Source organism: Allobosea sp. 10N428, from assembly GCF_056394545.1.
In genome coordinates, this window is record NZ_JBFTIC010000003.1 from 201,693 (window position 1) to 217,200 (window position 15,508).

At 66.4% G+C, this 15,508-nt stretch carries 18 protein-coding genes and 2 tRNA genes; 6 read left to right on the forward strand and 14 right to left on the reverse strand.

Annotated elements, in window-relative coordinates; all coding sequences use genetic code 11:
* Positions 1 to 34 precede the first annotated feature (34 nt).
* The 3 genes from AC1DDA_RS11225 to AC1DDA_RS11235 all read right to left on the reverse strand — a co-directional run bounded on the left by AC1DDA_RS11225 (position 35) and on the right by AC1DDA_RS11235 (position 2,996).
* A complete protein-coding gene (locus AC1DDA_RS11225) occupies positions 35 to 379 on the reverse strand; it encodes a lipid-A-disaccharide synthase N-terminal domain-containing protein (protein ID WP_441513031.1) in 345 nt (114 codons plus the stop codon).
* Positions 379 to 1,113, reverse strand: a complete 735-nt coding sequence (locus AC1DDA_RS11230; RefSeq protein WP_476779358.1) for a glycosyltransferase family 2 protein — start codon at positions 1,111 to 1,113, stop codon at positions 379 to 381. Before AC1DDA_RS11230 ends, AC1DDA_RS11225 begins: the two co-directional genes overlap by 1 nt.
* 188 nt (positions 1,114 to 1,301) lie before the next feature.
* Positions 1,302 to 2,996, reverse strand: a complete 1,695-nt coding sequence (locus AC1DDA_RS11235) for an ArnT family glycosyltransferase (protein WP_476795801.1) — start codon at positions 2,994 to 2,996, stop codon at positions 1,302 to 1,304.
* A 332-nt stretch (positions 2,997 to 3,328) separates the two neighbouring features.
* Here AC1DDA_RS11235 and AC1DDA_RS11240 point away from each other — a divergent pair, with 332 nt between their 5' ends.
* The gene (locus AC1DDA_RS11240) at positions 3,329 to 3,502 is read left to right on the forward strand and encodes a hypothetical protein (protein ID WP_476795802.1); all 174 of its coding nucleotides are present in this window, start codon (positions 3,329 to 3,331) and stop codon (positions 3,500 to 3,502) included.
* A 128-nt stretch (positions 3,503 to 3,630) separates the two neighbouring features.
* Here the strand turns inward: AC1DDA_RS11240 and AC1DDA_RS11245 are convergent, their stop codons facing one another.
* A complete protein-coding gene (locus AC1DDA_RS11245; protein ID WP_476779198.1) occupies positions 3,631 to 3,846 on the reverse strand; it encodes a hypothetical protein in 216 nt (71 codons plus the stop codon).
* Between the two features lie 104 nt (positions 3,847 to 3,950).
* Here AC1DDA_RS11245 and AC1DDA_RS11250 point away from each other — a divergent pair, with 104 nt between their 5' ends.
* Positions 3,951 to 4,304, forward strand: a complete 354-nt coding sequence (locus tag AC1DDA_RS11250; protein WP_476795803.1) for a hypothetical protein — start codon at positions 3,951 to 3,953, stop codon at positions 4,302 to 4,304.
* Between the two features lie 5 nt (positions 4,305 to 4,309).
* On the opposite strand, the gene AC1DDA_RS11255 is transcribed toward AC1DDA_RS11250, so the two are convergent.
* The 3 genes from AC1DDA_RS11255 to AC1DDA_RS11265 all read right to left on the reverse strand — a co-directional run bounded on the left by AC1DDA_RS11255 (position 4,310) and on the right by AC1DDA_RS11265 (position 4,875).
* Positions 4,310 to 4,386 (reverse strand) — tRNA-Arg (locus AC1DDA_RS11255).
* A gap of 38 nt (positions 4,387 to 4,424) precedes the next feature.
* Positions 4,425 to 4,730: an ETC complex I subunit gene (locus AC1DDA_RS11260; protein WP_441513035.1), complete on the reverse strand. Its 306-nt coding sequence runs from the start codon at positions 4,728 to 4,730 to the stop codon at positions 4,425 to 4,427.
* A gap of 68 nt (positions 4,731 to 4,798) precedes the next feature.
* Positions 4,799 to 4,875 (reverse strand) — tRNA-Pro (locus AC1DDA_RS11265).
* 487 nt (positions 4,876 to 5,362) lie between these two features.
* On the opposite strand from AC1DDA_RS11265, the gene AC1DDA_RS11270 reads away from it, so the two are divergent.
* Positions 5,363 to 5,662 carry a hypothetical protein gene (locus AC1DDA_RS11270; RefSeq protein WP_476795804.1) on the forward strand — a complete coding sequence of 100 codons (300 nt, stop codon included), beginning with the start codon at positions 5,363 to 5,365 and terminating at the stop codon, positions 5,660 to 5,662.
* A 45-nt stretch (positions 5,663 to 5,707) separates the two neighbouring features.
* Here the strand turns inward: AC1DDA_RS11270 and AC1DDA_RS11275 are convergent, their stop codons facing one another.
* Entirely contained in the window at positions 5,708 to 6,181 is a 474-nt protein-coding gene (locus AC1DDA_RS11275) for a DUF192 domain-containing protein (protein WP_476795805.1), read from the reverse strand.
* Between the two features lie 207 nt (positions 6,182 to 6,388).
* Here AC1DDA_RS11275 and AC1DDA_RS11280 point away from each other — a divergent pair, with 207 nt between their 5' ends.
* Both AC1DDA_RS11280 and AC1DDA_RS11285 read left to right on the forward strand, forming a co-directional pair.
* Positions 6,389 to 8,227 (forward strand): hypothetical protein, encoded by a 1,839-nt coding sequence (locus AC1DDA_RS11280; RefSeq protein WP_476795806.1) that lies wholly within the window; start codon positions 6,389 to 6,391, stop codon positions 8,225 to 8,227.
* Entirely contained in the window at positions 8,217 to 8,930 is a 714-nt protein-coding gene (locus AC1DDA_RS11285) for a CatB-related O-acetyltransferase (protein WP_476795807.1), read from the forward strand. Before AC1DDA_RS11280 ends, AC1DDA_RS11285 begins: the two co-directional genes overlap by 11 nt.
* On the opposite strand, the gene AC1DDA_RS11290 is transcribed toward AC1DDA_RS11285, so the two are convergent.
* The 5 genes from AC1DDA_RS11290 to aspS are packed head-to-tail and all read right to left on the reverse strand — an operon-like array spanning position 8,902 to position 13,348.
* Entirely contained in the window at positions 8,902 to 9,954 is a 1,053-nt protein-coding gene (locus AC1DDA_RS11290; RefSeq protein ID WP_476795808.1) for an acyltransferase family protein, read from the reverse strand. The two genes, AC1DDA_RS11285 and AC1DDA_RS11290, sit on opposite strands and share 29 nt — an antisense overlap.
* Positions 9,951 to 10,832, reverse strand: a complete 882-nt coding sequence (locus AC1DDA_RS11295; RefSeq protein ID WP_476795809.1) for a glycosyltransferase family 2 protein — start codon at positions 10,830 to 10,832, stop codon at positions 9,951 to 9,953. The genes AC1DDA_RS11290 and AC1DDA_RS11295 overlap by 4 nt, the downstream gene beginning before the upstream one ends.
* 42 nt (positions 10,833 to 10,874) lie before the next feature.
* The gene (locus AC1DDA_RS11300; RefSeq protein WP_476795810.1) at positions 10,875 to 11,177 is read right to left on the reverse strand and encodes a hypothetical protein; all 303 of its coding nucleotides are present in this window, start codon (positions 11,175 to 11,177) and stop codon (positions 10,875 to 10,877) included.
* Positions 11,178 to 11,192: 15 nt separating this feature from the next.
* A complete protein-coding gene (locus AC1DDA_RS11305) occupies positions 11,193 to 11,564 on the reverse strand; it encodes a hypothetical protein (RefSeq protein WP_441513043.1) in 372 nt (123 codons plus the stop codon).
* Between the two features lie 5 nt (positions 11,565 to 11,569).
* The gene (gene aspS, locus AC1DDA_RS11310; RefSeq protein WP_441513090.1) at positions 11,570 to 13,348 is read right to left on the reverse strand and encodes an aspartate--tRNA ligase; all 1,779 of its coding nucleotides are present in this window, start codon (positions 13,346 to 13,348) and stop codon (positions 11,570 to 11,572) included.
* A 145-nt stretch (positions 13,349 to 13,493) separates the two neighbouring features.
* On the opposite strand from aspS, the gene rnd reads away from it, so the two are divergent.
* Positions 13,494 to 14,633, forward strand: coding sequence for a ribonuclease D (gene rnd, locus AC1DDA_RS11315; RefSeq protein ID WP_441513044.1), 1,140 nt, complete (start codon positions 13,494 to 13,496; stop codon positions 14,631 to 14,633).
* Positions 14,634 to 14,647: 14 nt separating this feature from the next.
* Here the strand turns inward: rnd and fliP are convergent, their stop codons facing one another.
* Positions 14,648 to 15,418, reverse strand: coding sequence for a flagellar type III secretion system pore protein FliP (fliP, locus tag AC1DDA_RS11320; protein ID WP_476795811.1), 771 nt, complete (start codon positions 15,416 to 15,418; stop codon positions 14,648 to 14,650).
* Positions 15,419 to 15,508: the final 90 nt, after the last annotated feature.

Sequence of the window (15,508 nt, forward strand, 5' to 3'; positions counted from 1 at the left end):
TTCTCGGTTCAAGCCCGAGAATGGCGCCTTTTCCCTAACCCGGCCCGGAATTCGTATCCTCGCCGCGCGCCTTGGCCCGCAGCACGAATTGCAGGTTGCGGACATAGACGAAGACGCCGAAGCCCTGCCCGAGGATGAAGACCGGGTCGCGCCGGTAGAGCGCATACATCAGGAGCAGCGCGCCGCCGCCGATCGAGAACCACCAGAAGGTCATCGGCACGACAGAACGACCGGCCTTCTCGCTCGCCCACCACTGCACGACGAAGCGCATGGTGAAGAGCCCTTGCGCGACCACGCCGAGCAGCACCCACCAATCGATGTTGTTGACGAAGACTTCGTGGAAATAGTTGCCGATGGTCTGCTGCAGATCGATCAGCATCACATCGTCTCCGAAACGATCTGGGGCACCCGCTTGCGCCGCCGGATCAGCCACCAGACGCCGGCGAGATCCAGGATACCGACCCAGAGACGGTCGAAGAAGCCGTAGTTCGAGACGCCGGTCAGACGCGGCCGGTCACGCACATCGGCATGCAGCACCGTGTAGCCCTCGCGAGCCATCAACGCGGGCATGAAGCGATGCAACGCGTCGAAATAGGGTAGCGCCAGATACGCCTCGCGGCGGAAGCATTTCAGCCCGCAGCCGGTGTCGCGCGTATCGTCCTTCAGCACGCGGCCGCGCACGCCATTGGCGATCTTCGACTGCCAGCGCTTGAAGCCGGTGTCCTTGCGCCCGACACGCTGGCCCTGCACGAGCCCGGCATGGAGACCGCCCTTTTGCAGCGTCGTCACCATCTCCGGCAGGAAGGCCGGGTCGTTCTGGCCGTCGCCGTCGAGCGTCGCGACGATTGCGGAGCGCGCATGGCGCACGCCGCTGCGCACCGCCGCGCTCTGCCCGCAGGATTGGGCATGGGTCACGATCCGCAGCCAGGGCCGCGTCGCCGCCAGCTCCGCAAGCTTCCCGGCGGTGCCGTCGGTCGAACCGTCATTGACGTAGACCACCTCGAAGGGACCGATCGTCGCGCAGGCCTTCTCGATATCGGCGACGAGCGGAGCGATGTTGCCGACCTCGTTGCGCACGGGCACGACGACGCTGAGCAGGGGATGGGAGGAAATTTCGGTCAAAGCGGCATCATCCGGCAAAACGGCCCGCGAACTGCATCGGCACAGCCCATAGAGCATCGCGCGAAACAATGGGAACCGGTTTTCGCCTGGAGCGACGCCCCCGGCGATAAGGAACGATCACGCTTTTTCGCATTTTGACGCTTCTGTCAAAATGCGACGTGACCGAGGGCGAGCATTTTTCAACCCGGCTCCCTGACGAAGACGGCGATTTCGAGAAGGCGTCCGCCATTGAGGTTGAAGCCGCGGATCGTCGTGAACAGGCGCGGTTTGACCGGCCGATTCGCGAGCGCAGCCTGGAACTGGTCGGCGAAACGCTTCTCGACGAAGGCGACGCGGCAGCCGGGCTGGGCGAGGAAGTCCGCAGCCTGCTGGCCGCTCGCGGCCATGCCAAGATTGGTGCCGGTCAGGAAGACCAGGCTCGGTTCGCGATAACCCAGCGTCTGCACGGCAGGATCGGAACAGGCCGCCCGCGCCGCTTCGGCCAGCCGCGGCGAGAGCTTCAACGAGCGCAGGCTCTCGATGGCGAAGGGATAGACCGAGGCGGTCAGCAGCAAGCTCGCCAACACACAGCGCCAGAGCGCGCCTTCGAGATCCTGACGCCGGAAGGCCCCGATGACGCCGGCCGCGACCAGGAGCGCCAGCGCGAAGCCGGGCAGAGCCAGCCAGGGCAGCGTCCGATCCAGCGTCCAGTTGCCGAAGAGGATCACGCCCATCAGCGCAAACGGCACGATCAGCACTAGGCAGGCTGTCGCGACCGCCCCGCGCCGGTTGCGGTCGATGCCGCCATTGATCATCGCCAGCAAGAGCAGCACGGTGATCGCCGGATAGAGCGGCAATACGTAATGCGGCAACTTGGTCGGCACCGCCTCGAAGACGAGCCAGCTCGGCACGATCCAGGCGATCAGGAACAGGATCTGCGGCTCCTTGCGCCTGATCCAGGCGAAGGGCACCGCCATCGCGGCGAAGGCCGCCGCCGGCCAGTAGGTCGCGAAGAAGACCACAAGGTAGAAGCCCGGCGGCCCCCAATGCTTCTCCTGTCCTTCCGCGACCTTGCCGAGCATGTCCTGCCCGACGCTCTCGCTGAAGAAGCTGCCGCCGGTCTTGAGCATGATCGCGACGAACCAGGGCAGCGCGACGACGAGGCAGAGCAGCAGCCCCGGCCCGAAACGCAGCGGCTTCAGCCAGCGGAAGGAACGCTGGTTCGCGCTCAGCACCAGAATGGCGAGGCCCCAGACCATCGGCACGATCGGGCCCTTGATCAAAAGGCCGATCGCCGTCGCGGCCCAGAACACCAGCCAGTTGCGCCGGTCCGGCACGAAGGCGAGCGAGCGCGTCCAGTCGAGCCAGGCGCGGGCCAATGCTCCCATGCTGGCGACCGCGCAGGCGGCGAGCACGGCATCGGTCTTGGCGATCCGGGCCTCGACGCCGAGCAGCACCGCCGCCGCCATCAGCGATGCCCCGAGCAGCGCATAGCGCCGCGCCAGAAAGGCCAGCAGCGCCCAGTAGGTCAGCAGCACCGTCGCTATCGCACCGAGCAGCGAGGGGATGCGGTAGAGCCAGATCTGCGTGCGCGCCTGCGGCACGCCGAGCGCCTCACCAGCCTTCACCGCCGCGCTTTGCAGCCAGTAGATGCCGACCGGCTTCTTGTGACGCGCTTCATCCTGGAAACGGATATCGACGAAATCGCCGCTCTCCAGCATTTGCTTGCTGGCCTGGGCGAAGCGCGGCTCGTCGCGGTCGAGCGGCTGCAGCGTGCTGAAGCCGGGCAGGAAAGCTGCAAATGAGAGCAGCAGCAGGAAGGCGCAAGCGCGCGCATGGCTGACGGTCAGGAAACTCGTCAGCCTGTCGATCGCTGGCGTGAGCGAAAACATCATCCATCCTCGCGACCGCCGGGCCGCGCCTGTGCTGAAAGCCGGTCGCGCTGGAACACCGTCCGCTTGCCGGGCCTTTCGGGCACGATCAAGGCGAAGCCGCGCGCGGTTTACGCTGCGAGGCGCGAGCGGGCAAGGCCGAGCGCGACGCATGCTTTCCACTCGATCAGCGAAACGACAGAATCCCCGACCTCTCCCGCGTGACATCGGTCACAGACGGGACGGACCGAAATCGGCCCGATACGCCGCCGGCTGCCAAGAGCCGGAAGGTAATCGGGGAGAGCAGAATGACCGCTCTAAGCCACGACGACGGCCGCGACGACGATGAAACGTGCGTGAGCCGTCCCATCCTCAAGCCTTCCCTGGAGAGCTTGCTGGCTCGCCTCGCAATCGGGCAGATCCTGCGGGAGGAATACGTCTACGAGGTTCACGGCCCGTTCGTCGCCGAGCTGCCCGCGACGCCTCAGCCGCGGCTTGCGGCCTGGATGATCGCCAAGCTGACGCGCTGACCAGCGCCCACGCCATCGTCGAGCACATCGGGAAGGCCAACACCAACGACAGGAGCGGTGAAGCTCCCGCCCCGCAATTTCACCAACGCTGCGCGGCCCCGCCGGAGCAGGCACGCGAGCGCGGCAGGCTACTCGCCTGCGGCCGTCGCTCGGCGGCGGAATATTACGATATTCGAGGGAGGAGCGGCATTCTCCACGCTGTCGACTGCGTCCAGAACGAGTTCAATGGCCTTGCGCAAGCGTTCGTCGTCCGCCTGAGTGCCGGTGACGCAGAGAAATGCATTTTTGAGAAAAGCACGACAGCGCTTATAGTCGGAGGCGACGATGTACTGTGTCATATTCATAGGCTGATCCTGCCTCGGCAACCGCTTACGCGAATAGCCTACATCAAATTTGATGCAGCGCCGTTGTATATTCGTGACCTTACGAGGCCGCCCCAGGCAACGGCTTGGACGAGACCAGGCGCAGAATCGGCTTGTTGCTTGCGGCGGCCAATTTTTCCTGCCGAAGCTTTTTCTTCGCCAACGCGATGGTCGAAATGAAACGCAGCTGGTTTCGCTTTGACTTCATGGGCGCCCCAAACGGTTCATTCTGGGCCAATTTGGCCGCAGTCGTGGAGAGCACCGCAAGGATGAGGCCGATATCGCGGAGATCTGGCAGCTCGCCGACAAACCCGGCGCAAGTGGGCGGTGAGGGCAGCGATGGGCCAATCGGCCGCTGCTTCCTGGCGAGGAATCGACCGACCCGCAACCAGCTGGTCGAATCGGGAATGCCAACCCTCTTCGCGGAAAGGGCGTTCTGAAACGATGGCGAGCCCGGCTGGATTCGAACCAGCGACCAGCAGCTTAGAAGGCTGCTGCTCTATCCATCTGAGCTACGGGCCCAAAAGCGAAGGGAAGGCCCCCCGCCTGTCGTTAGCGCGTCAATGCGTCCACTGGCCGACGCGCGTGTACTTGAAATTGTCCGAGTAGGAGACCGCGCGGCGCTTCGCCTCATTCGGCTTCTCGACACGGAATGGAATGCCGTTGCGCGTGGCGTAGGCGACGGCCTCCGCCTCGCTGTCGAACCAGAGCTTGAGCTGGCTCTTCATATCCGACGAGGAAGTCCAGCCCATCAGGGGCTCGATCTCGCGCGGCCGCTCGGGCTCGTATTCGAGGAGCCAGCGCTCGGTCTTGGCAGTGCCGGACTGCATGGCCGTGCGGGCCGGTCGGTAGATGCGTGCGGTCATGAATAGCGCTCGGCCGTCACCAGATTTGCTCCGGCCCGGGAGCCGGGCCGTCTTGTACCGGTCTGGAATGGTCGGGGCACCAGGATTCGAACCTGGGACCCTCTGCTCCCAAAGCAGATGCGCTACCGGGCTGCGCTATACCCCGACAGTCCGCAAGTGTATCGGATCACTCGCAAAACCATCACGGCAGTTCCAAAACAACCTGCCGCAACGCGGAACGAAATAGCATCGTCGGAACGGTTTGGGAACAGGAACTTCCCACTAACGCCCAGCGATGTTTTCCAACCGCCTGTCCCGCCTCTCCGTCGCGCCCGGGAAGGGCGCCGCCGCCGCCCGATGCAACGCAACGCCGACGCAATCGCTGTTCGAAGCGCTGCTCGCCTGTTGTGGAAGGCGGCGGAACTCCCCGCTCCGGTGGCGCACTCCTTGAAGCGCTCGGCTCCACGCCGCAAGGAACGCGTCGATATGAAACAGGTCGAACCGTTCCGGCACAGCCGGGGCCCTGCCGAAGCCTTACCTATCGCCGCCTGGATCAGAGTGCTCCTTGTGCTCGTCCTGGCTGCCTACATCGCGCGCGCAGCCCTGCAACTGCATCAGCTTCTCATAGCTGCAGCGCCCTGAAGGAACGCGCCATGAAACGAGGAAATCAGCTCTCCCGCGCTGCGCGCCTGGCAAAGACGAGGCGCGAGCAGGGCGAGGCCAGAAAGGAGCGCGAGAAGCACTTCCCCAAGCCGCACCTTGTGCCGGAGACGGATCGGTCGAACAGCGACGAGAACGACGAGTCGGAGAAACCGCGGCAGGCCCTGGCCGCGGCGGCAGACGGATCGCATGTCCGCCCGAACTTGTCCGCCGGCTTGCGCTGGCGCGTGCCGCCTGCCGCACCCGCCTCGTCCTCGGCGAACGTTATCTTCGCTTTCGCCCCCGCACGGTAGCGCGACCCGAAGCTCGACCGGTTCGCACCCCGCCTGTCGCGTCTCTCAGCGCTTGAAAAGCGGATGCTCGACCTTGTCGCCGGGCTTGATTCCGAGCTGCTTGCTGACGCCGCCATTGATCTCGAGCACCGAGAGCACCGGCTCGCCGGAGGGAATCGTGCGCGTGGAAAGCGGCTCGGTCCGCTCGGCAATGCGCGCGATGGTGCCGTCCGCCCGGATGAACAGCATGTCGAGCGAGATGTAGGTGTTCTGCATCCACATCGCGACAGACTCGCTGGCGCCGAAGTCGAACAGCATGCCGCGGTCCGCCGGCATGTAGTTGCGGAACATCAGCCCCTTCGCCCGCTGGTCCGGCGTGCGCATAACCTCGACCTGGAATGTGTGCCGGCTGCCGCCGCTCACGATGACCAGCGGCTCGAGCCCGGCACCGGTTGCGGCGGGCTGGCTCTGCGCCGCGGCCGGCATCAGCGCCATCAGGACGACAACGATTGCGGCGAAAGCGGTTTTGAAGGCGTGCATCGCTTCCCAACTCCATGGCGGCCATCGCCGTTCTCATGCATTAGAAACGGCGGATGGCGAATCTTCGGCAGATGGCCGTGTCCGCCATCTTCCGGTCAAGCCTTTCCTCGTCATATGAATGCAGGACGCTGCCTCCTAAAGTTCGGCGGCTTTCTTTCGCTATCCGCTCGCGGCAGTTTCGCCCGGCCAATGAAGCAGGAGCCCCTTATGACGATCGCGCGCCTTCGTCGGCCGACGCACCTTACCGGCACGGCCCTGACGGCCGTCCTCATTGTCTTTGCGTCGCCCGTCTGGGCTGCCGATTTCCAGATCGACAACGTCAAGATCGATCTCGGCCGGATGGTGATCAACGCGCCGAAGATCACCGTCAAAGGCTCGACGCTGGAGAAGGACGCCTTCCTCGCCCTGTTTACCAGCACCGCCGGTGATTCGGCCGCGGCGCGTGCGGGACGGCTGAATGCGACCGAGATCAGCGCCCCGGAGCTGACGATGGTGCAGAATTTCGGCGAGCAGAAGCAGACCACGACCTATCGCGACATCCGCCTCACGGACATCCGCGAGGGCAGGATCGGCCACGGCGAATCCGCGAGCGGCACGATCGTCGGCGACGGCGGCGCCACCGGCCCGCTCAAGGGTGAGCTGAAGCGCACGGCCTTCGACGCCTTCGATCTTCGCCAGAGCGCACGGGTGCTGACCGAGAAGGCCGCGCCGGGCGTCGACGAGAAGATGCTGCCGTTGATCGGCAGCTTCGAGCAGGAGGGTTATGCCCTCGACATGGGCAAGGCCGGCAAGGCGTCACTCGGCAAGACCACGTTGCGCGGCTTCGCCGCCAAGGTCGGCCCCGAGCCATTGCTCGACGTCATCAACCAACTCGCCGCCGCCTCCGACGAGGTCGAGAAGAAGGATCTCGCCAAGAAGGACGACAAGCCCGAGGCGAAGCCCGCAGAGAAGAGCGACGCCGAGAAGCGGCTCGGCCTGTCCATGCTCTCGCTCTTCGACATGTTCGAATATGGCAGCGGCGAGGCCCGCGACTTCGCGATGACCGTTTCCGCTCCTCCCGCGTCGGGAGCCAAGTCGGACAACGTCGACATCAAGATCGCCCGCATGGCCTTCGGTGAGGATACGCCGGCCAAGTCCGGCTTCGCGCTCGAAGGCTTCCGCTTCAGCTCCGGCCCTGCCAGGGGCGGCGTCGACGCGATCAGCTATTCCGGCTTCTCCTTCGCGCCGGTCCTGCGCGAATTGCGCGCGGCCCTGACCGAGCCTGACAAGCCGATCGAGGAGCTCGATTTCCGCCGCTTCATCCCGACCATCGGCACGGTGCGCCTTGCCGGGATCTCGATCGACGCGCCGCCCGCCGTCACCGGCAAGGACCCGATCAAGATCGCGCTGGGCACCTTCGAGCTCAAGGCCGGCGAGCAGCTCAACGGCATTCCGACCAGCCTCGCGCTGACCATCGACAAGCTGGTAACCCCGATCGTCGACACGGCCGGCAACCCGGCCGCCAAGGACATGATCGCGATGGGCATTCGCTCGCTCGATCTTTCGGCCAAGCTCGATCTGGCCTGGGAGGCTGCGAAGAACGAGCTCGCCATCCGCAGGCTGTCGCTGGGCAGCGCCGGCCTCGTCCAGCTCGACGCCTCCGGGACGCTCGGGAACGTCACGAAGGACCTGTTCTCCAGCGATCTCGCCCTCGCCCAGGTCTCCGCGCTCGGCGCCACCGCGCGCAATCTGCAGGTCAAGCTGCAGAACTTCGGCCTGGTCGAGAAGATGATCGAGAACGAGGCCCGCAAATCGAAGCGCAAGGTCGAGGAGGTCCGCCAGCAATATGCCATGGTCGCGAGCCTCGGCCTCGCCGCGATCCTCGGCCCCTCCGACGCCGCCAAGACCCTGACGGCCGCTGTCTCGCGCTTCGTCGCCAAGCCCGGCACGCTCAACGTCCAGGCCAGCGCCAAGTCGCAGACCGGCCTCGGTCTCGCCGACGTCATCACCATGACCGAGCCGACCGAGATCTTCGACAAGATCGACCTCAAGGCCGATGCCCTCTGATCTGGAGGGCGTCATCGCTCCCGAGGATCGCGACTGGCGCCCTTCGCGCCTGCAGGGATGGTGGGCGGGACTGCCCGCCATCACGCGCGGCTGGCTGCGCAAGCGGCTGAACCCGAGCAATCAGACCCGGCTGCATCTGGCGCATCTGGTCAGTCGGCGGCCGGGTCAGTTCGTCTTCGGCCCCTATACCTATGGCCGGCCGAAGGTCCGCTTCCCCGAAAGCGGGGCGAAGCTCGTCATCGGCCGCTACGGCTCGATTGCGGATGGCGTCGAGATCCTGCTCGGCGGCAATCACCGGATCGACTGGGTGACGACCTATCCCTTCCCCGCCCTGCCCCGCCTCTGGCCGGAGACGGCGGGCATGAGCGGCCACGACACCACGCGCGGCGACGTCGTCATCGGCCACGATGTCTGGCTCGGCTCGCAATGCATGATCCTGTCCGGCCTCCGCATCGGCCATGGCGCGGTGGTGGCGGCCCGGGCCGTGGTGACGCGCGACGTGCCGCCCTATGCGATCGTCGCGGGCAATCCGGCCCGCATCGTCAGGCTGCGCTTCGACGAAGCGACGGTCGCCGCACTTCTCGAAAGCCGCTGGTGGGAGCTTCCGCGCGAACGGCTCGCCCCCCTCCTGCCACTCCTCATGAGCGAGCGGATCGGGGAGTTCCTCGCCGCGGTCAGGACGCGCGCAGCAACCGGCGCTTGAGGTTGAGCGCCGGCTTCTCGACCAGGAACCAGGACAAGGCCGCGATCACGAAGGTCGCAACCATCGAGGGCCAGAGCAGCGCAACCGCGCCAAGGGCCGGAAACAGCGCGTGCAGAGCCTGCTGCACCGGCCAGCCATAGAGATAGACGCCGTAGGACAGGTCTGCCGGCGGCTCGACCGAGCGGCGCGTCAGCGCCGGGGCGAGCGCGATCACGAGAACGCCCCAGGCCGTGACGAGATAAAGCGCCGCCTTGTAGAGCGGCGTGTAAGCGAGCGGCGCCAGCGCGAGAAGCGCGAGCGCCAGCAGCGGCAGCGAGAGCGTCACCCGCTCGCGATAGAGATAGATGACGCCGCCGGCGAGGAAGATCAGCGGCAGGCGCAGTGCCGTCTCCGTGCCCTTCGGTCCGTGGGGCATCAGCACCTCGCGCAGGACCACCGCCAGAGTGAGCGCCGCCAGCGCGGCCAGGGCCAGTCGCGGCCTGGCGAGCAGGCCGGCGAGACCCGCGACCAGAACGCCGAGATAGCAGAGCGTCTCGTATTTCAGCGTCCAGACCGTCCCCATCGGGAATTGCAGCGGATTGCCTTCGAACACGCCCGGCAGGGCGGCTGCGCTCTTGAAGCTGGTCAGCGTCGCGCCGATGAAGCGCCACAGCCGAGGATCGCGGAAATAGGCGGCGAGATCGAGATTTGTCATCGCCCCGCCGATCAGCAGGGCGACGACCAGCGTCGCAGCGATCAGGCCGGGCGCGATCCGCAGCACCCGCGCCAGCACGTAGTCGCGCCAGCCGCGCCGCATGAAGCTCATCGTGACGAGGAAGCCGGAGATCGCGAAGAAGCCGTTGACCGCATGCTCGCCCAGCGTGAAGCCCGTCGTCGCGAACCAGGGCTCCTGCTCGAGCCGCCCGTCGGTGACGCTGAACGCGTGCGAGATCACGACGGCCACGGCCATGACCAGACGTAGCACGCCGAAATTATTGTGCGGATTGGCGAGCGCTTTCGCGACGCGCGGCGCACGCCCGATCATGGCGAAACCTCCAGCCCCTCATGCGCCAGCGCCGTCTGGCCGCGTCGCCAGGCCCGCGCCCCCGCGACCGAGCCGGCATGGGCGCTCATCTTCTCGCGGTTGAGCAGCAGGCCGTAGCCGATCGCCTTGCCGAAATTCTCGAGCGTGCGGATCGGACCCGGCTCCGGCAGGCCGTATTTGCGCGAGATATATCGTTCCGACCAGGCGAGATGCCAGCGCGCCCTGAAGCGCCGCCGCGGGGACGGCGCGGTCGAGCGCCCGCGCCCATGCCTTGCCTCAGCGTCATGGACGTGGATCAGCGCATGGCCGGCATCGCGCATGCGCCGGCACAGATCGTCGTCCTCGTAGAACAGGAAGATCGCCGGGTCGAAGCCGCCGATCGCCAGAAACAGCTCGCGCCGGATCAGCAGGCAGGCGCCGGAGAGGAAGGGCAGACAGGCATCGCCTTCCGGCACGACCATGCCGCCGCTGCGGTTGAGATGATCGGGCGAGAGCAGCGAGCGTGGCTGCAAAAAAATGCGGCCCGAAGGCTCGACGATGCGGGGCGCCAGCATGCCGGCATCGGGATACCGCCCCGCCGCTTCCAGCAGTGCCGCAACCGCCCCCGGCCGGACCTCCAGATCGGGATTGACGATCAGAACATAGGGCGTATCGGCCGCAGCGATGCCGATATTGTTGCCGCGTCCATAGCCCTCATTGCAGGCGTTCGCGATGACCCTTGCGCCCTTCGCGGCAGAGATGCTGCGGCTCTCATCCCCGCTGGCATTGTCGACGACGATCGCCGGCACGCCCTCGGCCGCCAGCGCATCGAGGCAAGCGGGCAGAACCTCGGCGCTGTCGTAGCTGACGGCGATGGCGGTGATGGCGGCGGCGGGCATCGCGGCCTTGTGGCCTCGACACAGCGCCGGACGCAAGCGAATTCAGCGCCGGGCGAGCGCGCCAACCTCGCCTTGCACGCGCTCGCGCTCCGCTGCGTCGCAGCGATGCGGCGCCTTGTAGGATTTCACGGCATAGCCGGCATTGGCCGCGATGAAGCGCTGGCGGTCCTGCCGGTCGAGCCTGGCGATGATGCGGCCGCGATCGACCCTCAAGCCGCAATCATAGGCGCGCGAAACCGTCGCGGCAGCATACTCCACGCTGCCGGGCGGCGGACCGGCAATGCTGGTGCACCCGGCAATCGCGATGAGCATCAGCCCCGCGGTGAATGGTTTGGCAGAGGTCATCAAATCGGCAGCCGTTCAGGAGGCGTCGAAGTTGCCGCCGCGGATGCGGCCCATGCGTTCCTTGAGCTGCCCCCGCTCCTCGACCGTGCAAGGCTCAGGACGAATACCCTGATTGACGGTCTCTGCCTCGGACACGCCGACATAGGCAGAACGGGCAGCGGCGATCTGCTCGTCGCTTGCCCCACGCGCCTTCTCGGAGGCGAGGAAGCGATCGAGCGTGCCGCGCTGCGGCCTACCCGCCTTGCACGCGGTGGCGCGCGAGATGGTCGTGGCCAGAACCGAGGCACGCCCGGCGCTGGTATCGGCCTCACCCGCGATGCAGGCGCCAAGCGGCAGCGCGAGAAGGCAGGCGAGCGACAGGGCTCGCCCGGCAGGCAGCGAAGGCATGGTGGTCAGCCGTTCTTCTCGGGCAGGTTGACCCGCAGATGCGCCTCGCGCAGCTGCTTCGGCGTCGCCTCGGCCGGTGCCCCCATCAGCAGATCGACAGCCTGCTGGTTCATCGGGAACAGCGCGACCTCGCGCAGGTTGGTCGCCCCCGCCAGCAGCATGATGATGCGGTCGACGCCGGCCGCCATGCCGCCATGCGGCGGCGCGCCGTACTGGAAGGCGCGGTACATGCCGCCGAAGCGCTCGATCACGGTCTCCTCGCCATATCCGGCGATCTCGAAGGCCTTCACCATCGCCTCGGGGCGGTGGTTGCGGATGCCGCCGGAGGCAAGCTCGTAGCCATTGCAGGCGATGTCGTACTGGAAGGCCTTGAGCGAAAGCGGGTCTTCCTCGGTCAGCGCCTTCAGGCCGCCCTGCGGCATCGAGAAGGGATTGTGCGAGAAATCGACCTTCTTCTCGTCCTCGTTGTACTCGAACATCGGGAAGTCGACGATCCAGGCGAAGGCATAGGCGTTCTCGTCGATCAGGTTGAGCTCCTGACCGACCTTGTTGCGGGCCGAGCCTGCGAACTTCACGAACTTGTCGGGGTCGCCTGCGACGAAGAAGCAGGCATCGCCGCCCTTCAGCCCCATCTGCGCGATGATGCCGGCGACGCGCTCCGGTCCGATGTTGTTAGCGATCGGCCCCTGCCCTTCGCCGTCCTCCTTGACCATCAGATAGCCGAGGCCGGGCTGCCCCTCGCCCTGCGCCCAGGAGTTCATGCGGTCGCAGAAGGCGCGCGAGCCACCACCCGGTGCCGGAATCGCCCAGACGCGGTTCTTCTCACCCTCGAGGATGCGCGCGAAGACCTTGAAGCCCGAGCCGCGGAAATGCTCGGAAACATCCTGCATGATGAGCGGGTTGCGCAGGTCCGGCTTGTCGGAGCCGTACTTCGCCATCGCCTCGGCATAGGGAATGCGCGGCCAGTCGCGCGCGACTTTCTTACCTTCGGCGAACTCCTCGAAGACGCCGGTGATCACCGGCTCCATCGTCGCGAACACGTCCTCCTGCTCGACGAAGCTCATCTCGACGTCGAGCTGGTAGAACTCGCCCGGCAGCCGGTCGGCGCGCGGGTCCTCGTCGCGGAAGCAGGGCGCGATCTGGAAGTAGCGGTCGAAGCCCGCCATCATCAGGAGCTGCTTGTACTGCTGCGGCGCTTGCGGCAGCGCGTAGAACTTGCCCGGATGCAGGCGGCTCGGCACCAGGAAGTCGCGCGCGCCTTCCGGCGAGGAAGCGGTCAGGATCGGCGTCTGGAACTCGGAGAAGCCCGAGTCCTTCATGCGGCGGCGCATGGAGTCGATGACCTTGGTGCGCAGCATGATGTTGTTGTGCAGCTTCTCGCGACGCAGATCGAGGAAGCGGTATTTCAGGCGCGTGTCTTCCGGATATTCGAGATCGCCGAAGACCGGCAGCGGCAGCTCGGCCGAGGGGCCGAGCACCTCGATACCCGTCGCGAAGACCTCGACCGCGCCGGTCGGCAGGTTGGCGTTCTCGGTGCCGGCGAGGCGGGCCTTGACCTTGCCGTCGATGCGCACGACCCATTCCGAGCGCAGCGTTTCGGCATCGGCAAAGGCTGGAGAATCCGGATCGATAACGACCTGCGTCATGCCGTAATGGTCGCGCAGGTCGATGAAGAGCACGCCGCCATGGTCGCGGATGCGATGGCACCAGCCGGAAAGCCGCACGGTCTGGCCGATGTCGCTCTCGCGGAGCGCGCCGCAGGTGTGGGAACGATAGCGATGCAGGGTCACGGGATCGGTCTTTCGGAAAGGCAATGGAAGCCGGCCAAATGGCGCCGGCCGCAGCTTGCGGGCTAACCACACGCGCGCGCCCGAAATGTCAAGAACGGCCGCGACATCCGGCCCCGGACTCTGCTAAGAGCCGAAGGCCATGCATCTGATCACTGATACCGCTGCCCTCGCCGCCGCCTGCGACCGCCTCGCCGCCCACCCTTTCGTGACGGTCGATACCGAGTTCCTGCGCGAGACGACCTATTATCCGAAGCTGTGCCTGATCCAGCTCGCGTCGCCGGAGGAAGCCGTTCTGGTCGATCCGCTGGCGCCCGATCTCGACCTCGCCCCGTTCTTCGGGCTGATGGTCAACGCGTCCGTGGTGAAAGTCTTCCACGCTGCCCGGCAGGACCTTGAAATCGTCTGGCTGCTCGGGCGCGTGCTGCCGGCACCGCTTTTCGACACGCAGGTCGCCGCCATGGTCTGCGGCTACGGCGACTCGGTCGGCTACGAGCAGCTCGCCAACGATCTCGCCAAGGCCCGCATCGACAAGTCCTCCCGCTTCACCGACTGGTCGCGCCGCCCGCTCACCGAGGCGCAGCTCGCTTATGCGGAGTCGGATGTCACCTATCTGCGCCAGATCTATCTCGCGCTGAAGGCCGATCTCGATGCGAGCGGCCGCGAGAGCTGGGTCGCCGAGGAGATGGCGGTGCTGACCTCGCCCGGGACCTACGAGGTCAAGCCCGAGAACGCCTGGCTGCGGCTGAAGGGGCGCGTCCGCAAGCCGCGCGAATTGCCGATCCTGATGGAAGTCGCCGCCTGGCGCGAGCGTGAGGCTCAGGGCCGTGACGTGCCGCGTCAGCGCGTTCTCAAGGACGATGCGCTGATGGACATCGTCCAGCGCGGCCCACGCACGGTCGAAGCCCTTGCTGAGTTGCGCTCCGTCCCCAATGGCTTCGAGCGCTCGCGCAACGGTGCCGAGGTTCTCGCGGCGATCGAGCGCTCGGCCGCGATCGATCCCAAGACCTTACCCAGGCTGGAGCGCGAACGCGGCCGGCCGGCGAACGGCGCCGTGCTCGACCTGCTCAAGGTCCTGCTCAAGGCGGTGGCCGATGCCGAGCGCGTCGCGCCGAAGATCATCGCCTCGAGCGACGACCTCGAAGCCATCGCGTCGGATGAGCTTTCGGATGTTCCGGCGCTCAAGGGTTGGCGCCGCGAGGTCTTCGGCGAGAAGGCCCTGGCTTTGAAGAACGGCTCGCTCAGCCTGCGTATCCAGCGCGGCCGGGTCGTGGTGAGCTAGCAGGGCCCGGCAGCCTAGCCGCCGACGCCGTAGCTCTTCACCAGCGAGCCCGTCACCAGCCCCCAGCCGTCGACCAGGACGAAGAAGATCAGCTTGAACGGCAGCGCCACCGTCACCGGCGGCAGCATCATCATGCCGACCGACATCAGGATCGAGGCCACCACGAGGTCGATGATCAGGAACGGCACGAACAGCAGGAATCCGATCTCGAAGGCGCGCCTGAGTTCCGAGATCATGAAGGCGGGGACCAGCACCTCGACGCCGACAGCCTGCGGCTGCTGCGGGCGCGGCCCCTGCGACATGTCGAGGAAGAGCGCGAGATCCTTCTCGCGGACATGCCTGAGCATGAACGTCTTGAAGGGCACGACGCCGCGGTTATAGGCTTCCTGCGGCTGAATCTGCCCTGCGACGAGCGGCTGGATGGCGTTGGTGTAGGCCTCCCGCAAGGTCGGCGCCATGACGAAGCCGGTGAGGAACAGTGAGAGCCCGATGATGACGGCATTGGGCGGCGCGGTCTGCGTGCCCAGCGCCGAGCGCAGCAGCGACAGCACCACCACGATCCGGGTGAACGACGTCACCATGATCAGGATCGACGGCGCCAGCGACAGCACCGTGATGACGGCGATGAGCTGCAGCGCCCGCTCGGCGACGCCCCCGCCCTGCCCCAGATCGAGCAACAGGGTCTGCGGCAGCGCCGGCGTCGCCTGCAGCGCAAGCATTAGTGCGGCGGCCAGCAGGGCGCGCCCGAAACGATAGCGTCTCGCTGGTCTGAAACTCGGTGTCACACGCGGCTGCCGCTACGCCCGACTCACGCGATCGGACGGGAGGAGGCTAGCCACGGCAAAACGCCGCGCAACACATGCGCGGCGTCCCGG